20 protein-coding genes and 1 tRNA gene are annotated in these 25,894 nt (G+C 68.4%); 10 read left to right on the forward strand and 11 right to left on the reverse strand.

Annotated elements, in window-relative coordinates; all coding sequences use genetic code 11:
- Window positions 1-185: 185 nt before the first annotated feature.
- Together AVAK2825_RS00995 and AVAK2825_RS01000 are read left to right on the forward strand one after the other, a co-directional pair.
- Window positions 186-914: an IPTL-CTERM sorting domain-containing protein gene (locus AVAK2825_RS00995; protein ID WP_284393291.1), complete on the forward strand. Its 729-nt coding sequence runs from the start codon at window positions 186-188 to the stop codon at window positions 912-914.
- A gap of 1,034 nt (window positions 915-1,948) precedes the next feature.
- Window positions 1,949-3,031 (forward strand): hypothetical protein, encoded by a 1,083-nt coding sequence (locus AVAK2825_RS01000; protein ID WP_284393292.1) that lies wholly within the window; start codon window positions 1,949-1,951, stop codon window positions 3,029-3,031.
- Window positions 3,032-3,189: 158 nt separating this feature from the next.
- Here the strand turns inward: AVAK2825_RS01000 and AVAK2825_RS01005 are convergent.
- Window positions 3,190-3,264: transfer RNA gene (locus AVAK2825_RS01005), tRNA-Arg, on the reverse strand.
- A 176-nt stretch (window positions 3,265-3,440) separates the two neighbouring features.
- On the opposite strand from AVAK2825_RS01005, the gene AVAK2825_RS01010 reads away from it, so the two are divergent.
- A complete protein-coding gene (locus AVAK2825_RS01010; protein WP_284393294.1) occupies window positions 3,441-3,935 on the forward strand; it encodes a guanylate cyclase in 495 nt (164 codons plus the stop codon).
- Window positions 3,936-3,944: 9 nt separating this feature from the next.
- Here the strand turns inward: AVAK2825_RS01010 and AVAK2825_RS01015 are convergent, their stop codons facing one another.
- The 6 genes from AVAK2825_RS01015 to AVAK2825_RS01040 form a co-directional block, all read right to left on the reverse strand.
- Window positions 3,945-8,129 (reverse strand): translocation/assembly module TamB domain-containing protein, encoded by a 4,185-nt coding sequence (locus AVAK2825_RS01015; RefSeq protein ID WP_284393295.1) that lies wholly within the window; start codon window positions 8,127-8,129, stop codon window positions 3,945-3,947.
- 18 nt (window positions 8,130-8,147) lie between these two features.
- Window positions 8,148-9,989: an autotransporter assembly complex protein TamA gene (locus tag AVAK2825_RS01020; RefSeq protein WP_284393296.1), complete on the reverse strand. Its 1,842-nt coding sequence runs from the start codon at window positions 9,987-9,989 to the stop codon at window positions 8,148-8,150.
- 209 nt (window positions 9,990-10,198) lie between these two features.
- Window positions 10,199-11,386 (reverse strand): vWA domain-containing protein, encoded by a 1,188-nt coding sequence (locus AVAK2825_RS01025; protein WP_284393297.1) that lies wholly within the window; start codon window positions 11,384-11,386, stop codon window positions 10,199-10,201.
- Window positions 11,387-11,414: 28 nt separating this feature from the next.
- A complete protein-coding gene (locus tag AVAK2825_RS01030; RefSeq protein ID WP_284393298.1) occupies window positions 11,415-12,017 on the reverse strand; it encodes a GNAT family N-acetyltransferase in 603 nt (200 codons plus the stop codon).
- A gap of 8 nt (window positions 12,018-12,025) precedes the next feature.
- Complete coding sequence (locus tag AVAK2825_RS01035) at window positions 12,026-12,256, reverse strand: hypothetical protein (protein WP_284393299.1); 231 nt, start codon at window positions 12,254-12,256, stop codon at window positions 12,026-12,028.
- A 10-nt stretch (window positions 12,257-12,266) separates the two neighbouring features.
- Complete coding sequence (locus AVAK2825_RS01040; protein ID WP_284393300.1) at window positions 12,267-13,121, reverse strand: AAA family ATPase; 855 nt, start codon at window positions 13,119-13,121, stop codon at window positions 12,267-12,269.
- A gap of 104 nt (window positions 13,122-13,225) precedes the next feature.
- Between AVAK2825_RS01040 and AVAK2825_RS01045 the strand changes: the two genes are divergently transcribed.
- Both AVAK2825_RS01045 and AVAK2825_RS01050 read left to right on the forward strand, forming a co-directional pair.
- The gene (locus AVAK2825_RS01045; protein ID WP_272565067.1) at window positions 13,226-13,891 is read left to right on the forward strand and encodes a c-type cytochrome; all 666 of its coding nucleotides are present in this window, start codon (window positions 13,226-13,228) and stop codon (window positions 13,889-13,891) included.
- A gap of 210 nt (window positions 13,892-14,101) precedes the next feature.
- Window positions 14,102-15,151, forward strand: a complete 1,050-nt coding sequence (locus tag AVAK2825_RS01050) for a hypothetical protein (RefSeq protein ID WP_284393303.1) — start codon at window positions 14,102-14,104, stop codon at window positions 15,149-15,151.
- Window positions 15,152-15,188: 37 nt separating this feature from the next.
- On the opposite strand, the gene AVAK2825_RS01055 is transcribed toward AVAK2825_RS01050, so the two are convergent.
- From AVAK2825_RS01055 to AVAK2825_RS01070, 4 genes are all read right to left on the reverse strand, one after another.
- On the reverse strand, window positions 15,189-17,708 hold the full coding sequence (locus AVAK2825_RS01055) for a bifunctional diguanylate cyclase/phosphodiesterase (protein WP_284393305.1): 2,520 nt from the start codon (window positions 17,706-17,708) through the stop codon (window positions 15,189-15,191).
- A 159-nt stretch (window positions 17,709-17,867) separates the two neighbouring features.
- Entirely contained in the window at window positions 17,868-18,302 is a 435-nt protein-coding gene (locus AVAK2825_RS01060) for a DUF1841 family protein (RefSeq protein ID WP_284393307.1), read from the reverse strand.
- Window positions 18,303-18,424: 122 nt separating this feature from the next.
- Entirely contained in the window at window positions 18,425-20,254 is a 1,830-nt protein-coding gene (locus AVAK2825_RS01065) for a methyl-accepting chemotaxis protein (protein WP_284393310.1), read from the reverse strand.
- Between the two features lie 160 nt (window positions 20,255-20,414).
- The gene (locus tag AVAK2825_RS01070; protein ID WP_284393314.1) at window positions 20,415-21,215 is read right to left on the reverse strand and encodes an IclR family transcriptional regulator domain-containing protein; all 801 of its coding nucleotides are present in this window, start codon (window positions 21,213-21,215) and stop codon (window positions 20,415-20,417) included.
- Window positions 21,216-21,324: 109 nt separating this feature from the next.
- Between AVAK2825_RS01070 and AVAK2825_RS01075 the strand changes: the two genes are divergently transcribed.
- Genes AVAK2825_RS01075 through AVAK2825_RS01095 form a run of 5 tightly spaced genes read left to right on the forward strand, consistent with a single transcriptional unit; the run spans window position 21,325 to window position 25,888 of the window.
- The gene (locus tag AVAK2825_RS01075; protein WP_284393318.1) at window positions 21,325-22,026 is read left to right on the forward strand and encodes a 3-oxoacid CoA-transferase subunit A; all 702 of its coding nucleotides are present in this window, start codon (window positions 21,325-21,327) and stop codon (window positions 22,024-22,026) included.
- A gap of 29 nt (window positions 22,027-22,055) precedes the next feature.
- Complete coding sequence (locus AVAK2825_RS01080; protein ID WP_284393321.1) at window positions 22,056-22,709, forward strand: 3-oxoacid CoA-transferase subunit B; 654 nt, start codon at window positions 22,056-22,058, stop codon at window positions 22,707-22,709.
- Between the two features lie 50 nt (window positions 22,710-22,759).
- Window positions 22,760-23,962, forward strand: coding sequence for a 3-oxoadipyl-CoA thiolase (gene pcaF / locus AVAK2825_RS01085; RefSeq protein ID WP_284393323.1), 1,203 nt, complete (start codon window positions 22,760-22,762; stop codon window positions 23,960-23,962).
- A 34-nt stretch (window positions 23,963-23,996) separates the two neighbouring features.
- Window positions 23,997-24,791: a 3-oxoadipate enol-lactonase gene (gene pcaD / locus AVAK2825_RS01090; RefSeq protein WP_284393325.1), complete on the forward strand. Its 795-nt coding sequence runs from the start codon at window positions 23,997-23,999 to the stop codon at window positions 24,789-24,791.
- 29 nt (window positions 24,792-24,820) lie between these two features.
- Window positions 24,821-25,888 (forward strand): cyclase family protein, encoded by a 1,068-nt coding sequence (locus tag AVAK2825_RS01095; RefSeq protein WP_284393326.1) that lies wholly within the window; start codon window positions 24,821-24,823, stop codon window positions 25,886-25,888.
- Window positions 25,889-25,894: the final 6 nt, after the last annotated feature.

Raw genomic sequence — 25,894 nt, forward strand, 5'->3', positions numbered from 1 at the left:
TGTAAGAAACCCGTCAGAAACGCATGATCCCGGGTCTTTTTCGACCTGCTGCCAGTTGATCCATGGTTTTTGCGTTCTCCCCGCCTGTTCCCCCCTTTCTGGATATTCGGAGATGGGCTGGCCGATGGGCCCTCTTCATTGCGCTCGCCGCCCTCTCGCAGGGCGCGTGGGCCATGCAGATCTTCGTGAAAACCGTCTCCGGAAGGACCATCGCTCTGGACGTGGAGCCCAGCGACTCGATTGAGAACGTGAAGGCCAAGATCCAGGACCAGGAAGGCATTGCGCCCGAGCAGCAGCGGCTGATCTTCGCGGGCAAGCAACTGGAAGACGGCCGAACCCTCTCGGACTACAACATCCAGAAGGAATCGACCCTGCATCTGGTGGTGCGCCTGCCGAGCGTCGAGGACTCGTTCACCGGCGCTTCGCCCGCCGGCAGTGGGCAGATCACCGCGTCGCTGACCGGCGTGAGCGGTTGCACGTTCGACGCCGCGCAGACCGCGTTCGAGGTGCCATCCAGCCGCCCCGCGGGCGCGCAGTTTCCCCAAGGCGTCTTCCGCTTCGTGGCGACCACCTGCGCGGGCAAGGTCACGGTGACGTTGAAATACCCGCAAGCGCTGGTAGCGGGCAGCCGCTTCATGAAGTACGGCCCGCGCACGGTGGGCGCGGCGCAGTCGGAGTGGTTCGAATGGCCGGGCGCACAGATCAATGGGGACACGGTGACCTTCGACATCGAGGACAACGGCCCGGGGGACGCCGATCCGGCAGTGGGCACGATCTCCGATCCGGGCGGGCCGGCGGTGATCGCCGCGGCGCCGGCGAGTGCCGCCGCCATTCCCACGCTGTCGCACTTCGGCCTGGCGATGCTGACGGCATTGCTGGGGCTGCTGGCATGGCATCGGCGGCGATCTGCCTGAGTGCAGCGCGCACTTTGTTCAGCGAAAGATTTCGATTCCCTCAAACCAATGCAGCCGATAAATCCTGGCTTGACGCGCGGTGGTATGAGCGCGTAAATTGCAAGCGTTCGGTGTCGCAAAGCCGACCGCATGGGAGCAATTCCCTGCATAGCCGATTCGGCACCAGCCTCGGCGTCCGACCCGACCAGTCATTGGCGACGGAAACAGCACCGCTGTTTTTGATCGCCCATGCTGAAAATCACCACGGCTACCCTCCGCAAGCGTGCCTACTTTGCCCAACAGGGCCTTTGCATTTATTGTGAGTTGCCGATCTGGGAGCCGGAATGCCGCAAGAGATTTGCGCAGGCATACAGTCTTCCTGACGCTCTGCTCGATGTGCTTCGGTCGACAGCCGAGCATTTGGTGGAGCGTCAACGAGGTGGCCTGGATCATCCAGCAAACATTGCGGCTTGCTGCCATTGGTGCAATTGGAAGCGCCATGCCCATCGGCACCACTGCGCGCCCGACCCGGTTCGTTATCAGTCAGAGGTAAGGCGAGCCATGGCGGCCCGGCTATGGCATCCGGCTGCCAGGAGCATTGAGCGAAATCGGCAGTTACTGTCCTCTGCAGACCTCCGAAACGACGACTTCGGAAGTTTGTTCCGAACTTGCCTCGCCTTACCCGCCGACTTTGCCTGCAATGGGCCCTGCGGGGTAAACCTGGTCCCTCAGCAGCTATCGCAAGCTACCTTTTAACCCGCTGTTCAGGCCATCAACTTTGGCCGCTGACCAATCCACGTCGCCACCTTATACGCGTCATACGACGGCGTATTCGGTGAGGCTGACGGGTGAAGGGCCTCGGCCAGTTTGAAAGGGTGGATTTCTGTGGAGGTTTGCATGCCTGTATGGTCTTGTGTGGACCGCTCAGCGCCAAGCGAATGCGGGTGTGTAGAGGCTGTACACATGCAATGATTCAGTTCGCAGTCGTCCATTTAAGCCCGTGCTGGTCGGGCAAAGGACCGGAAGCTTCAAGAAAACGAAGAGGGGGGAACGAGATGGCATCACACCTACCAGCGCTTTCAGCGAAAAGGATCACGCCACTTGCAGGTGAAAGCCATGGATTCCCAGAACGTGCGTTCATTGACCGTGCACGACGTTTTCACGAGCGCGTCAGCCAGTTTCCATTCAAGCTAGCAACGGTGGCCAGCTTCATCGTGGGATGCGTCTTGATCTACCTCTACTTGATGAGGATCGAATACGTGCCATCCGACTTGCTGGGATTGTTTGGCCTGGCAACTCTGGTGTCTGTGTGGTTGCTCTTGCTGTGGGTGTTCGTGACCATCCCAATGTTCGGGACGGTGTTCGCCGCGATGTCTTATGAAGTCAGACCACGGGGATGGTGGGCAACGTTGTCAGGCCAGATCGGTGGAGCCTGGCTATTCATTTGGTGGATGACGAAAACAGTGCCATACGCCCACTACGTAGGATTGGCTGGTGCAATTGCACTCGTTGTAATGTTCTTGATGTTGTGGAGAGATCGTCCCCATCCGTCAATCGGCACGCTCTTTTTGACAGTAGCGGCACTAACCTTGGGGGGCTCACTCATTCCCATGGGCGTGTTCATCCTGGTGTGGGCAAGTGGCATCGCTGAATCCAAGCCTGACAGCTGGGCTGATTGGCGGTTGCTGTGTGGGCTTACTGTGTTGCTCCTATTGCTTGTGGCGAACACCGCTGCGGTCGTGCGCAATATCAGGCCAGTCGTGTTTTGGTCTGTAGCCAGCGTGGTGGTCGCGGCGCTTTTCGTCGGGTTTGCGGGCTTGTGGTATGTGCCGGCAGTCTTAGCGGAGCGAGTAGGAGTGAAGCTTCCAGGTGAAAGCACGATGACCGTCTCTAAAGAAACGTGTCTGCGCCTCATGGCCGTTACGGAGATGCGGCAACCGCACGGCGAGGCTGGCCCTGTACCTCAATGCTCAGAACTGGTGAACTTCGTCAGAGCCGAGGTTCAACTGCGGTGGGGTGGCCGCTGGCTGCTGGCCGTTCGGTCGATCAACGGGATGCATATTTCGGGTGATGCACCACGGGTGACCATTGCTGACGACGGGACTCAGCTGGTGATTCCTGGCAAAAAACGCGGATGAGTGAGCGGCTTGCGACTAGAGAACACAAGACCTTTTGAAATGTGCTCCCAGTTGTCCTGGATGAGCAGGACTGGTTTGGGCAATAGTGGACTGGTAAACCATCGATTGCAAAGGGAAATAAAAAATCCGGAAGAGTTTGGACTCCCCGGATTGGTCGATGGTCCCCTCGACAGGAATCGAACCTGTATCTAGCGCTTAGGAGGCACTCGTTCTATCCATTGAACTACGAGGAGGACGGGCGATTGTAAAGGCGTGGCCATGGCAGCTTTTCCCCGCTGTGCTGAGACCTCCGCAAAAGAGGATCGCGCCCGGCGCGGGGCCAGAGGCCATGGGAGTGCCGCATTTCCGCAGCGGCAAAGCGCCCCGGGTCGGTGCGCCGCTCTAAAATGCCTCCGCAATGATTTCACCGATGACGCCTCCACAGTTCCACGCCATGCTCCAGGCGGAGGGACTCTCTCCCGCCATGGAGGCCCTCAACCGCGGTGTGCCGCATCGGTACACCGGCGTCTTTCAGGTGATCGAGTCGCAGCTCATCAATGTCTTCCTCTACGACAAGCAGCACCAGATCCGGCCCGAGGCGCTGGCCGTGGTGGCGCTGGACAACAGCTTTTGCCAGTTCGTGCTGCGCGATGGCTCGCTGCTGGTGGACAACTCGATGCATGACGAGCGGCTGCTGGCCAGCTCGTTCCGCGGGGTGGTGGTGGCCTACCACGGCGTGCCGGTGACCGATCACCGCGGCGGCCTGTACGGCACGCTGTGCCATTTCGATCTGGTGGAGCAAGGGCTGGCGTCCGCGCAGTTCGAGTTGCTGCAGGCCGCGGGGGGCCTGCTCTATCCCTATCTGCCGCACGGGGATGGCCGGGTGCAGAACGCGCCCCAGTTCGCCCGCACCGCGGCGGGCTGATGGGCCCCGTCAGTCGTACCGCACCGTGTAGATCAGGTCCACCGCGCTTTGCGCGCCGGTCTGGCCGCGCAGCGTGAGGCTCTTGGTCAGGTCGTAGAAGATGTACAGCGTGCCCAGGGCGCCCGAGAGGCTGCGCTCGTAGGTCACGTACAGGTCCTTGGACAGGCGCTTGCCGAAGGTGAGCGCGGCGGCCGAGGCATCCTCGCCCGAGCCGGGGCCCTTGAACCCGATCTCGTCGAGCCCCACGCGCTTGGCGAAGTTGCCGGCACCGGCATTGCCGTTGCCCCCGAGCAGCGCCAGCGCCGCCTGTTGCAGCAACGCGGCCTCGGCGCCGCCGGCGGCACCGCTGCGGCCCAGCACCACCCAGGAGAGCTTTTCGGCGTCGGGCAGATCGGGGTCGGAATAGAGCCGCACGCGCGGCGCCTTGGCCGAGCCGGTGACCTGCACGCCGGCGCGCACGCTGATGTTCGGCCGGATGGCCAGGATGTCCAGCGCGGGGTTGTCGTACGGGCCGTTGAAGCGTGCCAGGCCCGTCTCCACATCGAGCGACTGGCCCCAGGCGCGGTAGCGGCCTTCCACGGTGCGCACCTCGCCGGTGACGCGCGGCGGCGCCCCGGCGACGGTGGCGCCGCGGATCTCCAGCTCGCCCGCCAGGCGGGTGGTGATGCCGTGGCCCTGCAGTGCGAAGTCGTCGCCCAGGTTGAGGGTGACGATGATGTCCGGCGGCTTGGCCGCTTCCACGCGGCCGGCGGCTTGGCCCGCGCGCTCGGCCTGCTTGACGGTTTCGCGGTCCTTGGCGGCGGAGCGCACGACCACGTCGGTGCCCAGGCTGGGTGCGCCGGCCTCGGGCAGGATGATGGTGGCGCGGTCGGTGGTGAGCTTGCCGCGCAGCGTGAACTGGCCCTGGCGCAGCCGCGCCTGCAGATTGCCGGACACGCTGACCTGGCGGTCGGCGCGCACCAGCACCTGCAGGGCGCGCGCTTCAGCGTCGAAGTCCATGGCGATGCCGGAGCCGGTGGCGCCGCTTCCGCCCGTGGCCCACGACACGCTGCCTTTACCGGTGAGCGTGCCGCCGTCGCGCGGGGCCGCGGTGCGGTTGCCGCTGAAGCCGGCGATGCGGGCGTTGCTGCCCTGCCCGCCGTTCACGCGGAATTCGGTGATGTCGAGCCGGTCGCCGTTCAGCGTGGCGCGCAGGCGCCCGTCCTGCAGGTCCACGCCGTCGATGAGCGAGCGCACCGACAGCTGGTCGGCGCCGAGCGTGCCGCTCCAGCGGGGGGCGGCGCGGTTGCCGGCGAGGGCGACATTGGCGTCCAGCGTGCCCTTCACGCGCCAGCCCGGCGGTGCCAGGGCGGACCACACGCCCACGTCCGGCAACTGGGCGCGCACGGTGGCGGCGAGTGGAGCATCGGCAGGCCATTGCCAGCCGCCATCGGCACGGGCCAGGCGGGTGCTGCCATCGGCCTGCACGCGGCCGGCGCGTTCGCTGTCCCATTGCACGCGGGCACGCACGGTGTCGCCTTCGGCCTGCAGCTGCACTTCGGCCTGCCGCACGCCCGCTGGCGTGCCGGGCCCTTCGCTCGTCTGCGCGCGGCCGGCGCCCTGGCCCTGGCCGCTGCTGTGCACCACCGTCGTGGTGGGCGCGGCACTGCCGGCCAGCACGCGGATGTCGCCGCTGGCGCGCCGCACGCTGGCACTGGCGCGCAGGGTGTCGCCCGCGTCCACGTCCCAGTCGCCGTCGAACACGAGGTTGCCGGCCAGGCCCAGGCGCTGCAATGCTTCCTGGCCTTGGGGGCCGAACGCTTCGGTCCAGGCCATGGGCAACCCCTGCAGGCGGCCCTGCGTGCGCAAGGCGATGGCGCCATTGGCGGCCTGGGCGAAGCGGACGGGCTCCCAGTGCAGCGTGACCTGCCCCGGCGCCGGGCCGGAGACGGTGGCCTGGCCGCCCGAGGTCTCCACCTGCAGGCTGGGCGACTGGCGCAGAGCAACGGATAGCGGCTGGTTGAACTGCACCGTCCAGGGGCCGGACAATTGCTCGTCGCGGGCCTGCGCACGCAATTCGGTGATCTGCGCGTTCCATTGCCCGGGGGCGGCCGTGCCCGCAGTGCCGCGCAGGCGCAGGTCCAGGCGGCGCCGGTCCACGCGCGCCTCGCCGTCCAGCGACAGCGTGGACTGGGGTAATCCGCCGGCCAGTTCGGCGCGCACCGCTGTGAGCCGCACGGCCATGGGTGCGGCCGAGCCGCTGGCGGGCAGGGAGACGTCGAAGCGCGGCGCGGCCAGCCGGGCCTGCCATTCGAACCGCTCGCCGGCAGCAGCGCGGGCCGTGCCTGCGGCGGCCGGGGCCAGCAGGCCGGCGGCCTGCAACTGCCGCTGAAGGGTCTGCCAGCCGCCGTTCCAGCGGGTGGTGAGCTGGGCGTCGCCCTGCATGGATGCGCCGCGCAGGGCGGTGGCCAGGCCGGGCAAGGACTCGATCCAGCGCTGCACGCGCTGCGCATCGGCCACGCGCAGCTCCAGCTGGCCGTTGCCTGCCCGGGGAGCGATCTGGCCGTCCATCTGGGCCGTTGCACCCGGCACGGTGGCCTGCAACTGTCCTTTGACCGACAGGTCGGCCGTGCCGATCTGCAACTGGCGTGCATTCACCTGCGCCTGCAGGGCATCGAGCTGCAGGCGGGCGAGCGCCAGCCGGCTGCCTTGCCAGGTGCCTTCGGTGGCCAGCCGCTCGACGCGCAAAGCTGCGGGCACGCCGGCACGCCGGGGTGCCGCGGTGCCGGTGGCGCGCAGGTCGGCGGAAAAGCGCACCAGCGGTTCGCCGTCGCCGCCTTCGCTCCGGGCCTGCGCCTGCCCGGCGACGGGGGTGGAGTCCAGGGTGCTGTAGAGGGCGCTGGGGCGAAGGCCCCGCACTTCGGCACGGCCTTCCATGGCGCGCGTGGCGGGGGTGAAGCGGCCCTGCAACGCCACGCTGCCGTTGCCGATGCGCGCAGTGGCGTCGGGCACGGTCCACTGCGTGCCGTCGAAGGCGGCCTGGGCATCGATGCTTTCCAGGGGCAGCCGGCGCTGGTCCCACGGGCCCGGCACGGCGTTGCGCAATTGGGCGCCGATGGCCCAGCCGGTGCCGGTAGCGTCGGGGGCAGCAGCGGCCGGGTCCACGCGCAGTTGCCCGCTCAGCGAAGTCACGGGGGCCTGCGGCCACAGGGCGGCCAAGTCGAGCGATTCGACATCGGCGCGCGCCTGCAGCACGGGTTGCGTAGCCCAGGGTGCGATCTCGGCCTGCACGTCGGCGCGCATCGGCTCGGCGGGTTTCGCGGGGCGGGCCGCTGGCTTGCTGGGTTTGGCGGATGGGACGGGGTTGGGGCGGGAGGCACCCGCTGCGGGCGGAGCCACTGTCAGTGGCTCGGCGGCCTGTGCCTGCAATTGGGCGGTGATCTGCAGCCGTGCGGCTGCGGTGGCCAAGTTGCCTTTGGCCTCGGCATGGGCCTTGGCTTCGATGTCGTCGCCGCCGCCCGGCGATGCCGTGCGCACGGTGCCGTCGGCCTTCAGCTCCAGCGCCATCGGCGCCTGGGCCTGCACGGTGGCCTGGCCGGAATAGTGGCCCTGGGCGAAGGCCACGCTGTCCAGCGCCAGTCGGTGGTGGGTGCCGTCGTAGCGGTAGTGGCCCGCCAGCCCCTGCGCGGTGACCGGGCTGGGCGCGGCCCAAGTGATGCTGTCCACGCGGAACGGCAGGTCGATGCGCAGCGGCAGTTCCAGCGATTGCAGCGGCTGCGGCGGCGTTTCGGGCTCGGTGCGGGGCGGGCCCTGCGGGATGATCTTGACCTCGGCCGCATGCACTTCGCCCAGCGTGAGCTGGCGCTGCAGCAAGGGCGCCAGCTGCCAGGCAATGCGCGCATCGTTGACTTCCACCGCCAGCGTGGGGCTGCTCCAGCGCAGCCAGCCGATGTGGCCGCCGGCGCGCAGCGAGCCGGTCACGTCGCGGGTTTCGAGTTGCTGGTCGGCGGGAAGGTAGCGTGCCGCGCGGTCCAGCGTGGTGGCCAGCGAGGCTTGGCCACCGGCCCACCACCAGGCCGCACCGAGGACGAGGGCGACCAGGGCCAGCAGCGCGGCAAGGGTCCAGGCGGCGATGCGCCAGCCGCGGCGGCGCCGGGGCGCGGGAACGGGGGCCGCGGCGGCGGCGTAGGGGTTTCGGGGAGGGCGCGTCGCCATGGGTCTTTCAGAGTGCGGTCAGAAGCTGAAGCCCAGCCTCAGGTGCAGCCGCAGTTGCTTGGCCTGCACGCCATAGGCCAGGTCGGCCTGCAGCGGCCCGACGGGGCTGCGCCAGCGCAGGCCGGCGCCCACGCCCACGCGCGGGTCCAGGTCGCCCGCGCGGTCGGCCACCGCGCCGGCATCGATGAACATGGCGGTTTCGAAATCGGTGCGGTTGCCTCGGAACTCGATGGGCCGCTGCCATTCGGCGCTGGCCACGGTCAGGTAGCGGCCGCCATACAGCTGGCCGTTGGAGGTGCGCGCCCCGATCTCGCGGTAGCCGTAGCCGCGCACCGTGGTGTCGCCCCCGGTCAGGAACAGCGTGGTCACCGGGATCTCGGCCGCGCGGCGCGCAAGCACTGCGCCGCCTTCGGCGCGCAGGGCCAGCCGGCTGGTGCGGGTGACGCCTTCGCCCATGTCCACGCGGCCCATGGGGTAGAACGACTGCCACCGCAGGTAGGCCCGCACGAACGGGTCGCGCTCGGGCCGCAGCGTGGTGCCCACACCCAGCTCCGCGGCCAGGCCGAAGCCCCGCGTGGGATTGGTGGTGTTGTTGAAGTAGCGGCCCGTCCAGCCGTAGTTGGCGCTGATGGCCGCGCTGGAGGGAGGCGCGTCCGTGCCCTGGCTCTTGGCGGTGTCGTGCTGCAGGAAATAGCTGCGGTCGATGTGGTCGGTGCTCTTGCTGCGGCCGCCCCGCAGGCGGCTGCTGTTGACCTCGTAGTCGCCCGTGGTCTCGCGCTGCACCTGCGCGCCGGTGAACCAGCGCCAGCCGTCCTCGCCGGGCAGGTCGGTCCAGTCGGTGGACAGCAGCTTGTTCTTGCGGTCCACCGAGACCTTGCTGACGGCGCGCCAGCCGATGCCGGGCAATTGGTTGTGGATGTGGTCCACGCTCAGCCGCGGGCCGCTGTCGGTCGACAGGCCCACGCCGAACACCACCTTCTGCAGGGGGGCCTCGCGCACCTGGGCCACCACGGGCGCGGCCTGCGGGTCGGTGCCGTCGGTTTCCAGCGAGAGGAACACGGCGTCGTAGTAGCCGCTGCTGGCCAGCCGCATCTGTGCATCGAGCAACTGGGCTTCGCTGTAGTCGGCGCCCGTGGGCAGGCGGGCGATGCGGCGCGCACCGTCGGCGCTGTAGCGCTCTCCGCCCTGCACGCGCAGCGCGCCGAAGCGGTAGGGCGGTCCGGGGTCGTAGGTCACGCCCAGCTGTGCTTCGTTGCGGTCGGCGTCGATTTCCGCGCGGCTCTTGGCGATGCTGGCGGTGGGATAGCGCGTGGCCTGCAATTGGCGCAGGCCCTGGGATTTGGCGCCGTCCCAGGCGTCCTGCGTGAAGGGCTGGCCGGGCGCGAGCGACCAGCTGCGCTGCACGCGCGCGCGTCGGTTGGCGAACTGGGGCGAATCGGCCTCGGCGCCGGTGAAATCGATGTCGGCGCGGGCCACGCGGGTCTGCGGGCCGGGCTCCACCTCCACGGTGATAGTGCGCGGCGCGCCGGTGGCGCCGGGCGTCTCCTGCATCGTGATGGTGAGCGTGGGGCTGAAATAGCCCAGGGTGCCGAGCAGTTCGCGGGCATTGGACTCGGCCGCGCCCAGCAGGCGGGTGATCTCGCTCGACTGCAGGTCGGGCAACTGGCGAAAGCGCTGCAGCTCCATGTGCCGCGTGAGGTATTCGCGCACGGCATCGGGTGCGCGCACTTCGAGCGAGAACGCATCGGGACCGGTGCCGGCACCGGCATCGGACTGGATGGTGTTGTTGTCCACCGTGCCTTCCTTGGCGCCCGGCAGCAGGCTGCAGCCCTGCAGGGCCACCAGGCTCGAAAGCAGCAACGCCGGCCACAAGGCCGGCGTCGGAAATCGTCTCGAAAAATGCGTTGCGGGGAGGGACACGTAAAAGAGGGCTTGGTGGGGCTGGAAGGGAGTGCTGCCAGGCCGTCGCATCCGGGGTGCGCAACGGCAATTGGGGGCACTATGGCCTGAAAAACGCACCGCCGCTGTCAGACAGCGGCGCGCGCTGGGTGGTCCCGGCGGTCAGGCGGTCACTTGGACAGCAGCCGCATGGTCTCTTCCAGGCCCTTGAGCGACAGCGGGTACATGCGCTGGCCCACGATCTGTTGGATGATGCCGATGCTCTGCCGGTACTGCCACACGCCCTGCGGCTCGGGGTTGATCCAGGCGAACCGGGGAAAGGCATGGATCAGGCGCTGCAGCCACTCGGCGCCGGCCTCTTCGTTGTCGTATTCCACGCTGCCGCCGGGCTGCAGGATCTCATAGGGGCTCATGGTGGCATCGCCCACGAAGATGAGCTTGTAGTCCTTGTTGTACTTGCGGATGATGTCCCAGGTCGGAAACTTCTCGGCGAAGCGGCGGCGGTTGTTCTTCCACATGAAGTCGTATACGCAGTTGTGGAAGTAGTAGAACTCCAGGTGCTTGAACTCCGTCTTCACCGCGGAAAAGAGCTCTTCCACGCGCTGCACGTGCTCGTCCATGGTGCCGCCCACGTCCATGAGCAGCAGCACCTTCACGTTGTTGTGGCGCTCGGGGACCATCTTGATGTCCAGGTAGCCCGCATTCGCCGCCGTGCTGCGGATGGTGTCCGGCAGATCCAGCTCCATCTCGTGCCCTTCGCGAGCGAACTTGCGCAGCCGCCGCAGCGCCACCTTGATGTTGCGCGTGCCCAGTTCCTGCGTGTCGTCGTAGTCCTTGTAGGCGCGCTGGTCCCACACTTTCACGGCGCTCTTGTTCTTGCCCGCGCCGCCGATGCGCACGCCCTGCGGGTTGTAGCCGCCGTGGCCGAACGGGCTGGTGCCGCCCGTGCCGATCCACTTGTTGCCGCCCTCGTGGCGCTCCTTCTGCTCTTCCAGGCGCTTCTTGAGCGTCTCCATCAACTCGTCCCAGCCCATCTTCTCGATGGCGGCCTTCTGCTCGGGCGTGAGCTCGCGCTCCAGGATCTTGCGCAGCCAGTCGGCAGGGATGTCCTTGCGGAAGTCGGCCACCATCTCCACGCCCTTGAAATAGGCGCCGAAAGCCCGGTCGAACTTGTCGAAGTGCTTCTCGTCCTTCACGAGCACGGTGCGCGCGAGGTGGTAGAAGTCGTCCAGGCTCCAGGCGTCGTCCGAGTTCGGACCCACCACGCCGGCCTGCAGGGCCTCCAGCAGGGTGAGGTATTCCTTCACCGACACCGGCAACTGGCCGGCGCGCAGGGTGTAGAAGAAGTCGATCAGCATGGGTTGAAGCCTTTTAGCCCTCTGGCGCTTATTCCACTAGGGCGTGCTGCTGCAAAAGGTATAGCAATTGGGCTTTGGCTTCCGGCCATTCGCCCGAGCGCATGCTGTACATCACCGTGTCGCGGATGGTGCCGTCGCGGCGCAGCGCGTGGCCGCGCAGCACGCCGTCTTTTTTTGCACCCAGGCGCTCGATGGCGCGCTGCGAGGCGAAGTTGTAGTTGTCGGTGCGCCAGCCCACCACGTGGCAGCCCAGCGTGTCGATGGCGTGGCCCAGCAGCAGCAGCTTGCACGTGGTGTTGACATGCGTGCGCTGCACACTCTTGGCATACCAGGTGAAGCCGATCTCCACCCGCTTCACGGCCGGCACGATGTCGTGGTAGCTGCTGGTGCCCAGCACTTTGCCGGTGTCTTCCTGCACCACGGCGAAGGCGAAGCGGTGGCCTTGCTCGCGGCCGGCCAGGGCGGTCTCGATGTAGGCGCGCACGTCCTGCGGCTCGGGGACGGAGGTGATGCGCAGCGTCCACAGCGCGCCATCGGTGGCCGCGGCGCGCAGGCCCTCTTCATGCGACAGCGCGAGGGGCTCCAGGCGGATGCCGCGATCGCGCAGGGTGACGGGTTCGACGAAAGCCATGGAAAGAATCACTCCTTGTCGCTAGGTGCGCGGCTGGCGCGCCAGCGCCGTGCCGCCTGCAGGCCGAAGCCGCCGCCCAGGCCCACGAGGGCGATGCCCGCCAGGCTGGACGGGCCGTAGCCCGAGGTGAAGATGTCGAAGCCCAGCAGGTGGCCGATCCAGTAGCCCGCGAGCGCGCCGCCCACGAAGCCCACGGCGTCGGACAGGCCTTCCATCAGCAGGCGGCGTGCGCTGCTCATCTCGGGCCCTTCATCGGTTGCGCTGGTTCATGAAGACCAGCTTCTCGAACAGGCCCACGTCCTGTTCGTTCTTGAGCAGGGCACCCACCAGCGGCGGCACGGCGACCTTGTGGTCGGCGCTTTGCAGGGCTTCGAGCGGAATGTCTTCGGCCACGAGCAGCTTGAGCCAGTCGATGAGCTCGCTGGTGGACGGCTTCTTCTTGAGGCCCGGCAGTCCGCGCACGTCGTAGAACGTCTTCATCGCCACGGCGAGCAGTTCGGCCTTGAGCGTGGGAAAGTGCACGTCGACGATCTTGCGCATCGTCTCGGCTTCGGGGAACTTGATGTAGTGGAAGAAGCAGCGGCGCAGGAACGCGTCGGGCAGCTCTTTTTCGTTGTTGGACGTGATGAAGACCAGCGGCCGGTGCTTGGCGCGGATGAGTTCGCGCGTCTCGTAGCAGTAGAACTCCATGCGGTCGATCTCGCGCAGCAGGTCGTTCGGGAATTCGATGTCGGCCTTGTCGATCTCGTCGATCAGCAGCGCCACGGGCTGGTCGGCGGTGAAGGCCTGCCACAGCACGCCCTGCACGATGTAGTTGCGGATGTCCTTCACGCGCTCGCTGCTGTCGGCATCGCCCAGCTGGCTGTCGCGCAGGCGGCTTACGGCGTCGTATTCGTACAGCCCCTGCTGCGCCTTGGTGGTGGACTTGATGTGCCACTGCAGGAGCGGCATGCCCAGCTCGCGCGAGACCTCTTCGGCCAGCATGGTCTTGCCGGTGCCGGGCTCGCCCTTGACGAGCAGCGGGCGCTGCAAGGTGATGGCCGCATTCACTGCGAGCATCAGGTCCTGGGTGGCAACGTAACTCTGTGAGCCTTGGAATTTCATGGGCCGTAAATAGGGTAATCGTTGATAAAAGGCCTGGAAAGGCGCTGGCTATAATCGTTTTCTGCCCGAGCACCGACAAACTTCCACGAGATTGTGCGCGCAAAATGAACAAGAAGTTGACCACGATATTTGCCCTGGCTGTCGCTTGCGTGACCGCGGTTTCGCAGGCCCAGGAGACCAAGGGCGATGCCAAGGCGGGCCAGGGCAAGGTCGCCATGTGCATCGGTTGCCACGGCATTCCGGGCTACCAGGCCAGCTTTCCCGAAGTGCACAAGGTGCCCATGATTTCGGGGCAGGGTGAGCGTTACATCGCCTCGGCCCTGAACGCCTACAAGAAGGGCGACCGCAAGCATCCGACCATGCGCGGCATTGCCGACTCGCTCACCGACCAGGACATCGCCGATGTGTCCGCGTACTACGCGGCCCAGGTGCGCGAGGGAGCCAACCTGCCGGCCAAGCCCACGCGCGAGCCGAGCGTGCAGGTGGCGCAGCTGCTGCAAAAGGGCGCCTGCGTGTCCTGCCACGGCGATAACTTCGCCAAGCCCATCGATCCGTCGTATCCCAAGATTTCAGGCCAGCATGCGGACTATCTGTTCGTGGCGCTCAAGGCCTACAAGGCCGACCCGAACAACGCGCACCTGGGCCGCTCCAACGCCATCATGGCGGGCATTGCCAAGCAGTTCACGAATGCCGAACTGAAGGCGCTGGCGGGTTACATCGGTTCGCTCGACGGCGAGCTGCAGGTGGTGCCGCAGTCGCGTTTTCGCTGACCGTCGCGCGCCGGGGCCTCGCCTCGCGGCTGTCCATCTCAACCCGCCTTCTGGCGGGTTTTTCTTTGGCTGGAAGATGGCACAGGCCATGCCCCGGGGCGGGTGCGCAGCAGGGCCGATGGAGGTCCGGATCGGCGTGGAGGGGCGTTATATTTTGGTGTGCCCTGTCTTTCGTTCCATCCCATCAACGCATCTCCATGAGGCCAACGCATGAGCATTTCCGTCGCCGGTCGCCAACTACAGAATTCCTCTGCCTTGTCGGAGTCGGGGCGGCACGCCCTGGCCTTCGTGGACGGCGGTCCGCAATGGCTGGACTGGGCCATCGCTTCGCCCGGGGCCCATTACCACTTCCCCGATGAGACCGCCCTGCTGGATGGCACGCAGAAAGGCCTGCACGGGTCTCCCATGGCGCTGCTGCCCCGCTTGGGGCTGGCGGTCAGCCCGGTCAAGCTGATGACGCTGGGGTTGAGCGACCTTCGTACCTTGGCGCTTGCCGAAGCCGGCGATGCCGGCCCTGCGGTGGTCGCGCAGGTCCAGCGCGTCCTGCAAGAGCATCGGCTGCTCACCGCCGCGGACCTGCGCAACGCGCAGGCGTTCCTGGCCTCGCTGGGCGTGGCGGGGGCCCCGGTGTTGCAGTGCATCGATTTCATGGACTGGGTGGCGCTGTGCGAATTGCCGGGCGGATCCTTTGGCGGGCCCGCGCCCTCGCAGCCGCTGCAGTCGGAGGCCGCGACATTCGGCGTGGACCAGGCGCGCACGCCCCGCGAGTTCGCCGACTACTACCGCGTCTATCTGCACCTGGCGGCCCATCTGCCCGGCCTTGCGCAGGCGTCCGCGGCACAACGCAGCGAGGCGGCGCAAGCGGCGCTCTATGCCTTGCTACCAGCACTTCTCGGTGCGCTCGATGGTCCGGTGCTGAGTGCGGTGCCGACGTCTCCGGCGGAGGTGCGGATGGCGGTGCACAACTGGCTGGCAATGGGCAGGCGCATCGGCTTTTCCCGGGCGTCCGAGGGTGTTCGGTGCATCGTCGAGGGCGCCAGGTACCGGGGTGAAACCGGCGCGGCGGCCGCGCGGATCGTCGACACGGCCCTTCAGCAGGCGATGGCGGTGCTGGCCGCGAATGACCTGCGGTCGGCGCGGCTGGGCCAGGACGGGGCGACGATGGCCGCGCCGGTCGGCCCTGCGAACGCGCAGGTCGAGTTGCAGGTGTCCAGCGCTGGCCTCGTTTCCCTGACGCGCGTCGGCGGCACGGACGCATAGCCACCGCTGCAGGCCCGTCCGGGGCCCTGCGGGGTTCTCATTCGCGCGGGGACAGGTCCATGAGCTCCAGTGGTGCCGGCCGGCCGAATTGGTAGCCCTGGGCCTGGGCGCAGCCCATGGCGCGCAATTGGCGGGCCTCGCCCTCGGTTTCCACGCCCTCGGCCACCACGGCCACGCCGAACCCCTTGGCGATGTGGAGCACGGCGGTCACGATGGCCGCGTCCTGGGGCGAATGCAGCAGGTTGCGCACGAAACGCTGATCGATCTTCAGGCAATCGAACGGCAGCCGGCTCAGGTAGGCCAGCGAGGAATACCCCGTGCCGAAATCGTCGATGGCGATCTTCACGCCCAGCGCGCGGATGGCGGCCAGGCGTGCCTGCGTCACGCCGTCGTCCTCGATCAGCACCGATTCGGTCAACTCCAGCGTGAGGTGGTCCGGCGGAAGCCCGCTGTCGCGCAGCACCTGCTGCAGCGTGGCGGGGAAGTCCGACTGGATGAGCTGGCGCGCCGACACGTTCACGTGGATGTCGAAGCCCTCCGGCAGGCGGGGCAGTTGGTCCGCAATGGCCTGCGTGGCCGCGCGCAGCACCCAGTCGCCCAGGGCCAGGATGAGGTCGGATTCCTCGGCGATGGGAATGAACGTGCCGGGCGGCACCAGACCGCGCGTGGGGCTGTTCCAGCGCACCAGGGCTTCCGCCCCTGTGACGCGCCCACTGGCCAGGTCGATCACGGGCTGGTAGTGCACGAGGAACTGGCCTTTTTCCAGCGCCTGACGCAGTTCGATGGCCAGCCGCGTGCGCTCCATCGACTGCTCGACCATGCTGGGCTCGAACACCACGCACTGGTTGCGGCCGCGCCGCTTGGCCTCGCCCAGCGCGATGCTGCCGTTGCGCAGCCATTCCGCCAGATGCTCGCCCGCCAGCGAGCCCGCGACCACGCCCACCGAGGCATTGAGCATGACCTCGTCCGCCCCCACGGAAAACGGGGTGGAGAACAGGCCCAGCACGGCCTTGCCGATGGTGTCTTCCGCCACCGCGTGCCCGTCCAGGTGCAGCAGCGCGAATTCGTCGCCGCCGAGTCGCGCCATCAGCACGGTGGCTGGCAGGTGCTGGCGCATGCGCTCCGCGATGGCCTGCATCAGCCGGTCGCCGGTGCCGAAGCCCACGCTGTCGTTGATGGCGCGAAACGCATCCAGCCCCACCAGGCTCAGCACGGCCCAGCGCGGGGATTTCCAGTCGGCTTTCTCCAGCAGGCCGCGCCGGGTGAGCAGGCGGGTGAGGGGGTCGCTCAGCAACTGCTCGCGCATCTGCTGGAAGGACTGGCGCAGCCGGTCGGCCATCTGGTTGAAGGCCTGGATGAGCGTCGTGGTCTCGCGCAGCGCGCTGGCGTGCGGCAGCAGGCCCGGTTCCCAGTCGCCGCGCGACAGGCGGTTGGCGGCGTCGGCCGTGAGCAGGATGGGGCGCGCCACGCGCTGCACCGCCCACAGCCCCAGCAGCAGCCCGAGCAGGGCGATGCCGCTCGCCGCCAGAATGGAACGGCGGCTGATGACGCGCGTGTCGCCCAGCAGGTCGGACTCTGGGAGCAGCACGACGATGCGCCAGTCGATGCCGGGCTGCTGCGTGAACGGGGTCACGCGGGCGAAGTAGCGCTCGCCGTTGTATGCGAACTGAAAATCGATGCCCGCATCGGAGCGGGCGTGGGGCAGGGCGGCGGCGGCGGCGCGGATGGGCGCGCTGGCGCTCCGGCCGGCGGTGAGCCGCTCGCGCTCTCCGCCGCGCGGGGCGGGCTGCTCCGACAGCACCGAGCCTCCCTCGGACTGCGCCACCAGCCGCTGCTCCGTGTCCAGGATGAAGATGTGGCCGTTCCCGCGCAAGGGGTCGTCCCGCAGGAACTGGTTGAGCGTGTCCAGGCGCACATCGGCCTCCATCACGCCCACCATCTGGCCGCTGGCGATCACGGCGGAGGCCGCCGAGATGGTCACATCGGCGCGCTCTCCGGCCGTGGTGTAGATCGGCGACCAGCCCGCCTGCCCGGACCGGGCCACGGGCACGTACCAGGGCCGTGTGCGCGGATCGTAGCCGCGGAACGAGGCCGACACCGCGTCGGGCGTGCCGCTCTGGTACACGTGCATCAGGCCCTCGGTGGAGCGGTCCTTGAGGATGAGCCGAAAGCCGTCCGCCTCGCGGCGCATGCCGGTGTATTCGCCGTCACGGCTGCCGAAGCTCAGCAGGCTGATCTGTCGCTCGTCGCGGTACAGGGCATCGAACACGGCGCGCAGGTGTTCGTGGATGGGCCGCATGTCGCCCGGCTGGTACAGGCCGTGGCGGCCGATGGCATCGGCGATGTCGCGCTGGATTTCGAAGGGCCGCGAGAGAAAGCGCGACAGCCGGTCCCGGGCGGTGAGCGTCACCGCGTCCAGCAGCCGCACGCTTTCCTGGTCGATCAGGTGGCCGATCTGCCGCTGCTGGGTGAAGGCATGCAAGGCCACGGTGGCCGCGAACAGCACGGCGAACGGGACGGCAATGGCGGTGCGCAGAGAAATCTGCCACCGGCGCATGTCAGGCCCCCTGGTCGGGTGCGAGGGCACCGCGGGTCCGTGGGCACCGTGCAGGGTACGGCCTGGCCCACAGCGCCACCGCGGCGGGCGACGCTGCCGGCCGGTCAGCGATCTGGAGGGCGGTTCTGGACATGGCGGCGTGCGGCAGGCGGTGAGCCCTCAGTCCCGGGTGGCGCGCCGCTGCACGCAGGCGACATATGCATCGCCATCGGGCGGGCGGCCGGAACGCTGGCTTTCCCACAGCATCTGTCCCAGGCATTCCATGGCGGCATGGTGCGCATCGAGCAGCGAGTCCTTGCGGGCGGCCAGCAGTTCGACCGCCTGGCGGATGCCGCGGGGCTGGTCGATGCTGCACTGCTCGCTGATCGACAGGTGCATGGACAGATGCAGGAAGGGGTTGGTGCGGTCCGGCGTCTCGTCGTAGTTGCGGGCCAGGGCTGCATCGACATCGGCCAGATCGGCGTGGTATTCGGGGTGCTCTGCGATCCACAGGCTGGCCAGGGTCTCGATGGCTTCCATGGGCTGGCCGGCCTGGGATTTGGCGTACACGGCGCAGAAAAAGCGCCGCACATCGGCTTGGGACGGATTGAACATGGCAGCCAGCGTAGCACGGGCAAAGCGGGTTTCAGGCAGGGGTTGCACGGGAGGAAACCGTGCATTCCGGCATGCGGTGCGCCGCTGCGCCCCGCATCGCCGGCGCGGCCGGCTGCAAGCTGTCAGAAGGTCTCCCAGTCGTCGGCGTTGTGCTTGCCGCCTGCTGCGGGCGCTGCTGCTGCGGCGGCGGGGGGCGCGGCGATGGCGCGGGGCTTCGGGGCGGGGGCCGTGGGGGCCGCGGGGGCCTTGCCCGCCGGCGCTTTGGCGGCGGGAGCCGACAGCCGGGAGGGCGCGGTCTTGGGCGTGGGCCGGGCTGCTGTGGCCGCCTGTGCGGGCAAGGCGGCCGTCGGGCGAACCGGCGCCGAGGCAGGCGGGGCCATTACCGCAGGGCGCGGCGCTGCCATGCCGCTGCCGGGGGCCAGCTTGAACACGGCCACGGCCTGCACCAGTTGGTCCGCCTGCACGCGCAGGCCCGAGGCTGCGGCCGCGCTTTGCTCGACCAGGGCGGCGTTCTGCTGGGTGGCCTGGTCCATCTGCACCACGGCTTCGCCGACCTGGGCGACGCCATCGCTCTGCTCGCGGCTGGCCGCGCTGATCTCGCCCACGATGGCGGTCACCCGGCGGATGGAGGTCACCACCTCCTGCATGGTGGCACCGGCCTGGTCCACCAGGGCCGTGCCCTGTTCCACGCGCTCCACGCTGGCGCTGATGAGGTTCTTGATTTCCTTGGCGGCATCGGCCGAGCGTCCGGCCAGGCTGCGCACCTCGCTGGCCACCACGGCGAAGCCGCGCCCCTGCTCGCCCGCGCGGGCGGCTTCCACGGCGGCGTTGAGCGCCAGGATGTTGGTCTGGAAGGCAATGCTGTCGATCACGGAGATGATGTCCGAGATCTTGCGCGAGCTGTCGTTGATGCCCTTCATGGTGTCCACCACCTGGTTGACCACCTCGCCGCCCTTCACCGCAACGTCGCTCGCATCCTGCGCGAGTTGGTTGGCCTGGCGGGCGTTGTCGGCGTTCTGGCGCACGGTGCTGCCCAGTTCCTCCATGGACGCGGCCGTCTCTTCCAGGGCCGAGGCCTGCTGCTCGGTGCGCTGGCTCAGGTCATTGTTGCCCTGGGCGATCTCCGCGCTGGCGGTGGCCACGCTCTCGGCATTGCCGCGCACGGTGCCCACGGTCTGCACCAGGTTGCTCTGCATGCGCTGCAGGGCAGTCAGCAGGGCACCGGTTTCGTCCCTGGATTGGGAAACGATCGGCACGCTCAGGTTGCCGTCGGCCACGCGGTCGGCGGCGTCCACGGCGTCCTGCAAGGGGGCCGTGACGGAACGCGTGATGAAGAAAGCGCAGACCGCACCGATCAGCGCGGCGATGAGCGCCACGGCCCAGACGATCATGCGGGCACTGAGGTACGCGGCGTGGGTTTTTGCGCCACCTTCCTGCATGTTCTTTTCTTGAAGGTCCACCATCTTCTTCAGCGTGGCCAGATAGGTGCCCTGCAAGGCGAATCGGGGGCCGAACAGCAGCTGCCGCGCCTCGTCTTTCTGGTTTTGCAGGCCGAGTACCGCCACCTCCTGGCTGAAGGCGACGTAGGCTGCGCGCTGGGTCTTGATGTCCTGGATGAGGGCACGTTCTTCCGCGGTGTCGGCCAATTTTTCCAGCGTTTCGATGATCGCTGCGCCCGCGGTGCCGTTTCTGTCCAGCGTCGCCTTGTGGGGCGCCATCGACTGTTCGTCGGGCAGGATGATGAGGTTGCGTACCACGCGTGCCGTGTCCATGGTGAGGTAGGACAGCTGCTGGCTGGCCGCGGCCTTGGGGTACAGGTCGGTGATGAGTTGCTGCGAGCCTTCGTCCTGGTCGGCGAGGCGGAACAGGCTCATGCCGGTGATGATTGCCATGAGCAGGAGCACCACGCCGAAGCCGAGGCCCAGGCGCACGCCCAGTTTGAGATTTTTCATGGAAGGGACTTCCTGGAAATGACCGATTGGAGAGATGGCAACAGCAAGCTGCCTATTTGTCATTAATCGTAACCACTAATTGCCAGGGGCCCTGGGCGCCGCCTGTTTTTTGGCGGCTGCGCCGGCCGGTTGTGGGAAAAATTCCACAGCGGCCGGCGTGTCAGCGGCGGGTGCCCAGCGTGCGCGAGATGGCTTCGGCCGCCTTGAGCAGGGCCGGCAGTAACTCGGTCTGCATCATCTCGGCGCTGGTCCGGTTGGCCTGCCCGCTGATATTGAGCGCCGCCACCGTCTCCCCGGCCCGGTTGCGCAGCGGCGCGGCGACCGAGATCAGGCCCTCTTCCAGTTCCTGGTTGATCAGGCACCAGCCCTGCGCGCGGGCCTGGCGCACGGCAGCGAGCAGGGCGTCGTCGTCCAGCAGGGTGTGGGGTGTGAGCCGCTGGCGCGGCACCTTCGGCAGCAGCGCCACCACGTCGGCATCGGGCTGGCCGGCCAGCAGCACGCGGCCCATCGACGTCCAGAAGGCGGGCAGGCGAGAGCCCACGCCCAGGTTGGTGCTCATGATCTTGTGGGTGTGCACGCGCAGCACGTAGACGATGTCGCTGCCGTCCAGCACGGCGGCCGAGCAGGATTCGTGCACCTGGTCCACCAGCGCTTCCATCGTCGGCTCGGCCAGATCCCAGATCGGCATGGACGACAGGTAGGCAAAGCCCAGGTCCAGGATGCGCGGGGTCAGCCGGAACAGCCGCCCATCGCTTTCCACGTACCCGAGCGTCTGCAAGGTGAGCAGGATGCGCCGCGCCCCGGCGCGCGTGAGGCCCGTGCGGGCCGCCACTTCGCTCAGCGTCTGCTGCGGCGCGGTGGCGCTGAACGAGCGGATCACCTCCAGCCCACGGGCGAACGACTGCACATAGCTGTCGCCCGGCCTAGGGTTATCACCAGTCTCCGCGGGGGTATCGCTCATAAGCATTTGGTCCTAAAATTCATTATACGAACATTTGTTCTATATGCGAACAAATGCCCAGCCGCTCCGGCGGGACCCGAATTCTCACCTTTAGGCTTCTCCTTTCCCCATGATCAACAAGATTGCGGATTCCGTGGCCCAGGCCCTGTCGGGCATTCAGGATGGCGCCACCGTGCTGATCGGCGGCTTCGGCACCGCCGGCATTCCCGGCGAACTGATCGACGGGCTGATCGAGCAGGGCGCGCGCGACCTCACCGTGGTGAACAACAACGCCGGCAACGCCGAAGCGGGTCTGGCCGCGCTGCTCAAGGCCGGGCGGGTGCGCAAGATCATCTGCAGCTTTCCGCGCCAGGTGGACAGTCACGTGTTCGACGGCCTGTACCGCTCCGGCCAGCTGGAGCTGGAACTGGTGCCCCAGGGCAACCTGGCCGAGCGCCTTCGCGCGGCCGGGGCGGGCATCGGCGCCTTCTTCTGCCCCACGGGCTACGGCACGGAACTGGCCAAGGGCAAGGAAACGCGCGAGATCGGCGGCAAGCAGTACGTGCTGGAGTACCCCATCCAGGGCGACGTGGCGCTGATCAAGGCCGAGCGGGGCGACCGCTGGGGCAACCTCACCTACCGCATGTCCGCCCGCAACTTCGGCCCCGTCATGGCCACCGCCGCGCGGCGCACCGTGGCCACGGTGCACGAGGTGGTGGAGCTGGGCGCGCTCGACCCCGAGGCCATCGTCACGCCCGGCATCTACGTGAGCCACGTGGTGCGGATCGACCGCGTGGCCACGCAGGCCGGCGGTTTCAAGAAGTCAGCATGAAAATGGCCCCCAGCGCAACAGGAGCTAGCGTGAGTAGCTATCAAAGAAGAAGCAAAGACGAACTGGCCGCCCGCGTGGCGCAGGACATCCACGACGGTGCCTACGTCAACCTGGGCATCGGCCAGCCCACGCTGGTGGCCAACCACATTCCACCGGGCCGCGAAGTCATCCTGCAAAGCGAGAACGGCATCCTGGGCATGGGCCCGGCGCCGGCCGCGGGCGACGAGGACTACGACCTCATCAACGCCGGCAAGCAGCCCGTCACGCTGCTGGCGGGCGGTGCGTACTTCCACCATGCCGACAGCTTCGCCATGATGCGCGGCGGCCACCTGGACATCTGCGTGCTGGGCGCCTTCCAGGTCAGCGCCACGGGCGACCTGGCCAACTGGAGCACGGGCGAGCCCGGCGCCATCCCCGCCGTGGGCGGCGCCATGGACCTGGCCATCGGTGCCAAGCAGACCTGGGTGATGATGGACCTGCTCACCAAGCAGGGCCAGTCCAAGGTCGTGCCGCAATGCACCTACCCGCTGACCGGCATCGGCTGCGTCAAGCGCATCTACAGCGACCTGGCCACGCTGGCCTGCACGCCCGAGGGCCTGGTGCTCATCGATGCCGTGCCGGGCCTCGACCATGCCGAACTCGAACGCCTCGTGGGCCTGCCCATCCGGCCGGCGCACGCCTGACACCGGCCGCCGCGGCACCTTTCCCGACACACACCCTGGAGACAAAAACCATGACGCAAGCCTTCATCTGCGACGCCATCCGCACGCCCTTCGGCCGCTACGGCGGTGCCCTGTCCAGCGTGCGCACCGACGACCTGGGCGCCATCCCGCTCAAGGCGCTGATGGCCCGCAACCCGAACGTGGACTGGGCCGCCGTGGTGGACGTGCTCTACGGCTGCGCCAACCAGGCCGGCGAAGACAACCGCAACGTCGCCCGCATGTCCGCGCTGCTGGCCGGCCTGCCGATCGACGTGCCCGGCGCCACCATCAACCGCCTGTGCGGCTCGGGCCTGGACGCCGTGGGCACGGCCGCGCGCGCCATCAAGTCCGGCGAAGCGGGCCTGATGATCGCCGGAGGCGTGGAGAGCATGAGCCGCGCCCCCTTCGTGATGCCGAAGGCCGAAACCGCCTTCAGCCGCGCCAATGCGGTGTACGACACCACCATCGGCTGGCGCTTCGTCAACAAGCTCATGAAGGCGCAGTACGGTGTGGATTCGATGCCCGAGACGGCCGAGAACGTGGCCGACGACTACGGCATCGAGCGCGAAGCGCAGGACCGCATGGCCCTCGCCAGCCAGCGCAAGGCCGTGGCCGCCCAGCAGGCCGGCCATCTGGCGCGCGAGATCACGCCCGTGCAGGTGCCGCAGAAGAAGGGCGAGCCCGTCACCGTGGACAAGGACGAGCACCCGCGCGAGACCAGCCTGGAGGCGCTGGCCAAGCTCAAGCCCGTCGTGCGCGAAGGCGGCACGGTGACGGCCGGCAACGCCAGCGGCGTGAACGACGGCGCCTGCGCGCTGCTGCTGGCCGATGAGGCGAGCGCCGCCCGGCACGGCCTCACGCCAAAGGCCCGCGTGGTCGGCATGGCCACGGCCGGCGTGGCCCCGCGCGTGATGGGCATCGGACCCGCGCCGGCCACGCAGAAGGTGTTGCAACTGACGGGCCTCACGCTCGATCAGCTCGATGTGATCGAACTCAACGAAGCCTTCGCCGCGCAAGGCATCGCCGTGCTGCGCCAACTGGGTCTGCAGGACGACGACGCGCGCGTGAACGCCTGGGGCGGCGCCATCGCGCTGGGCCATCCGCTGGGCGCCAGCGGCGCGCGCCTGGCCACCACGGCCGTGAACCGCCTGCATGCCACGGGGGGGCGCTACGCGCTGGCCACCATGTGCATCGGCGTGGGGCAGGGCATCGCCGTGGTGCTTGAACGCGTCTGATCGGCCCGCTGCGAAACCCCAGGAAATCAAGCCCGTGTCCACCGCCACCCTCCACACCCCCGCCGGCGCCTTCCGCGTGCGCCTCGACGGCCCCGAAGGCGCACCCGTGCTGGTGCTCTCCAACTCCCTGGGCACCACCCTGGAGATGTGGGACGCGCAAGCCGCGCGCTTCGCCACCACGCACCGCGTGCTGCGCTACGACACGCGCGGCCACGGCGCGAGCGTGGCCTCGCCCGGCCCGTACACGGTCGACCAGCTGGGCAGCGACGTGCTGGCGCTGCTCGACGCGCTGGCCATCGAGCGCGCCAGCTTCTGCGGCATCTCGATGGGCGGCCTCACCGGCCTGTGGCTGGGCGTGAATGCCCCCGCGCGGCTGGACCACCTGGTGGTGGCCAACAGCGCCGCGAAGATCGGCACGGCCGAGGGCTGGACATCGCGCGCCGCGCTGGTCCGCGAGAAGGGCACGGCGGCCATGGCCGAACTGGCCGCATCGTCGCCCAGCCGCTGGTTCACCGATGCCTTCGTGGCTGCGCAGCCCGCCGTGGTGCAGCGCGCCCAGGGCTGGATCGCCGGCATTGCCCCAGAGGGCTACGCCGCCTGCTGCGAGGCCCTTGCCCAGGCCGACCTGCGCAGCGCCATCCGTGCCATCAGCGTGCCCACGCTGCTGATCGCCGGCAGCGCCGACCCCGTGACCACGGTGGCCGATGCGCAGGCCATGCAGGCCATCATCGCGGGCGCGCAGCTGGTGCAAGTGCCGGCCTCGCACCTGTCCAACCTGGAAGCGCCGGCCGCGTTCGACGCCGCGCTGGCCGCTTTCCTGGCACGCTGAGCCGCGGGACACAGAGAGACCGAGACCGCATGGACCCGCAGCCCACCAACCCCCGCTGGCAGCACCGGCCCGCCGGCTCCACCTGGGGCGACTTCGGCCCCCATGACCAACTGGGCCGACTGAACCTGCTCACGCCCGAAAAGGTGCGCCAGGGCGTGGCCGAAGTGCAAGAGCGCCTGGCCTTCGCGCTGAGCCTGCCGCTGGACTATCCCGGCGGTAATGCCCTCAACCCCAATCGCCAGCCGCCCGTGCTGCGGCCGCTGCTGCGCAAGGGGCTGGTCAACTTCAACTGCCTGCTGGGTGCGCTGGAGCCGGGCCGCACCGACGTGCTGTCGGACGACCTGGCCATCCTGCACCTGCAGTACTCCACGCAGTGGGATGGCCTGGCGCACGCGGGCTCGATGTTCGACGCCAATGGCGACGGCCTGCCCGAAGCGCTGTACTACAACGGCTATGCCGCCGGCCGCGACATCGTGGGCCCGGAAGACGTGCGCGATGCCGGCGTGCCCGCCGCGCCGGGCGCGGCCACCAGCACCTCGGCCGCGCATGCGCTGGGCATCGAGGGCATGGCCCGCACGGGCGTGCAGGGGCGCGGCGTGATGATCGATCTGCGCGCGCACCTGGGCGATGCCCGCACCGTGGTCGGCTACGACACGCTGATGCGCGTGCTGGAGGCCGACGGCGTGGCGGTGGAGCCGGGCGACATCGTCTGCCTGCACACGGGCTTTGCCGACGTGGTGCTGGGCATGCGCAGGCACCCCGATCCGGCCGTGCTGGCGGACCGCTGCGCCGTGCTGGACGGGCGCGACGACAGGCTGCTGCAATGGATCACCGACAGCCAGCTCGCCGCCATCGCCGCCGACAACTACGCCGTCGAGGCCTTCCCCGCCAAGGCGGGCCCGGCCTGCTGCGCGGCGCTGCCGCTGCACGAACACTGCCTGTTCAAGCTGGGCGTGCACCTGGGCGAGCTGTGGCACCTGACGCCGCTGGCCGCGTGGCTGCGCGCGCGCCACCGCTCGCGATTCCTGCTGACGGCACCGCCGCTGAATTTGCCCGGGGCCATCGCCTCGCCCGTGACGCCGGTCGCCACCGTCTGAAGCCCT

Source organism: Acidovorax sp. SUPP2825 (genome assembly GCF_030158995.1).
Lineage (GTDB): Bacteria > Pseudomonadota > Gammaproteobacteria > Burkholderiales > Burkholderiaceae_C > Paracidovorax.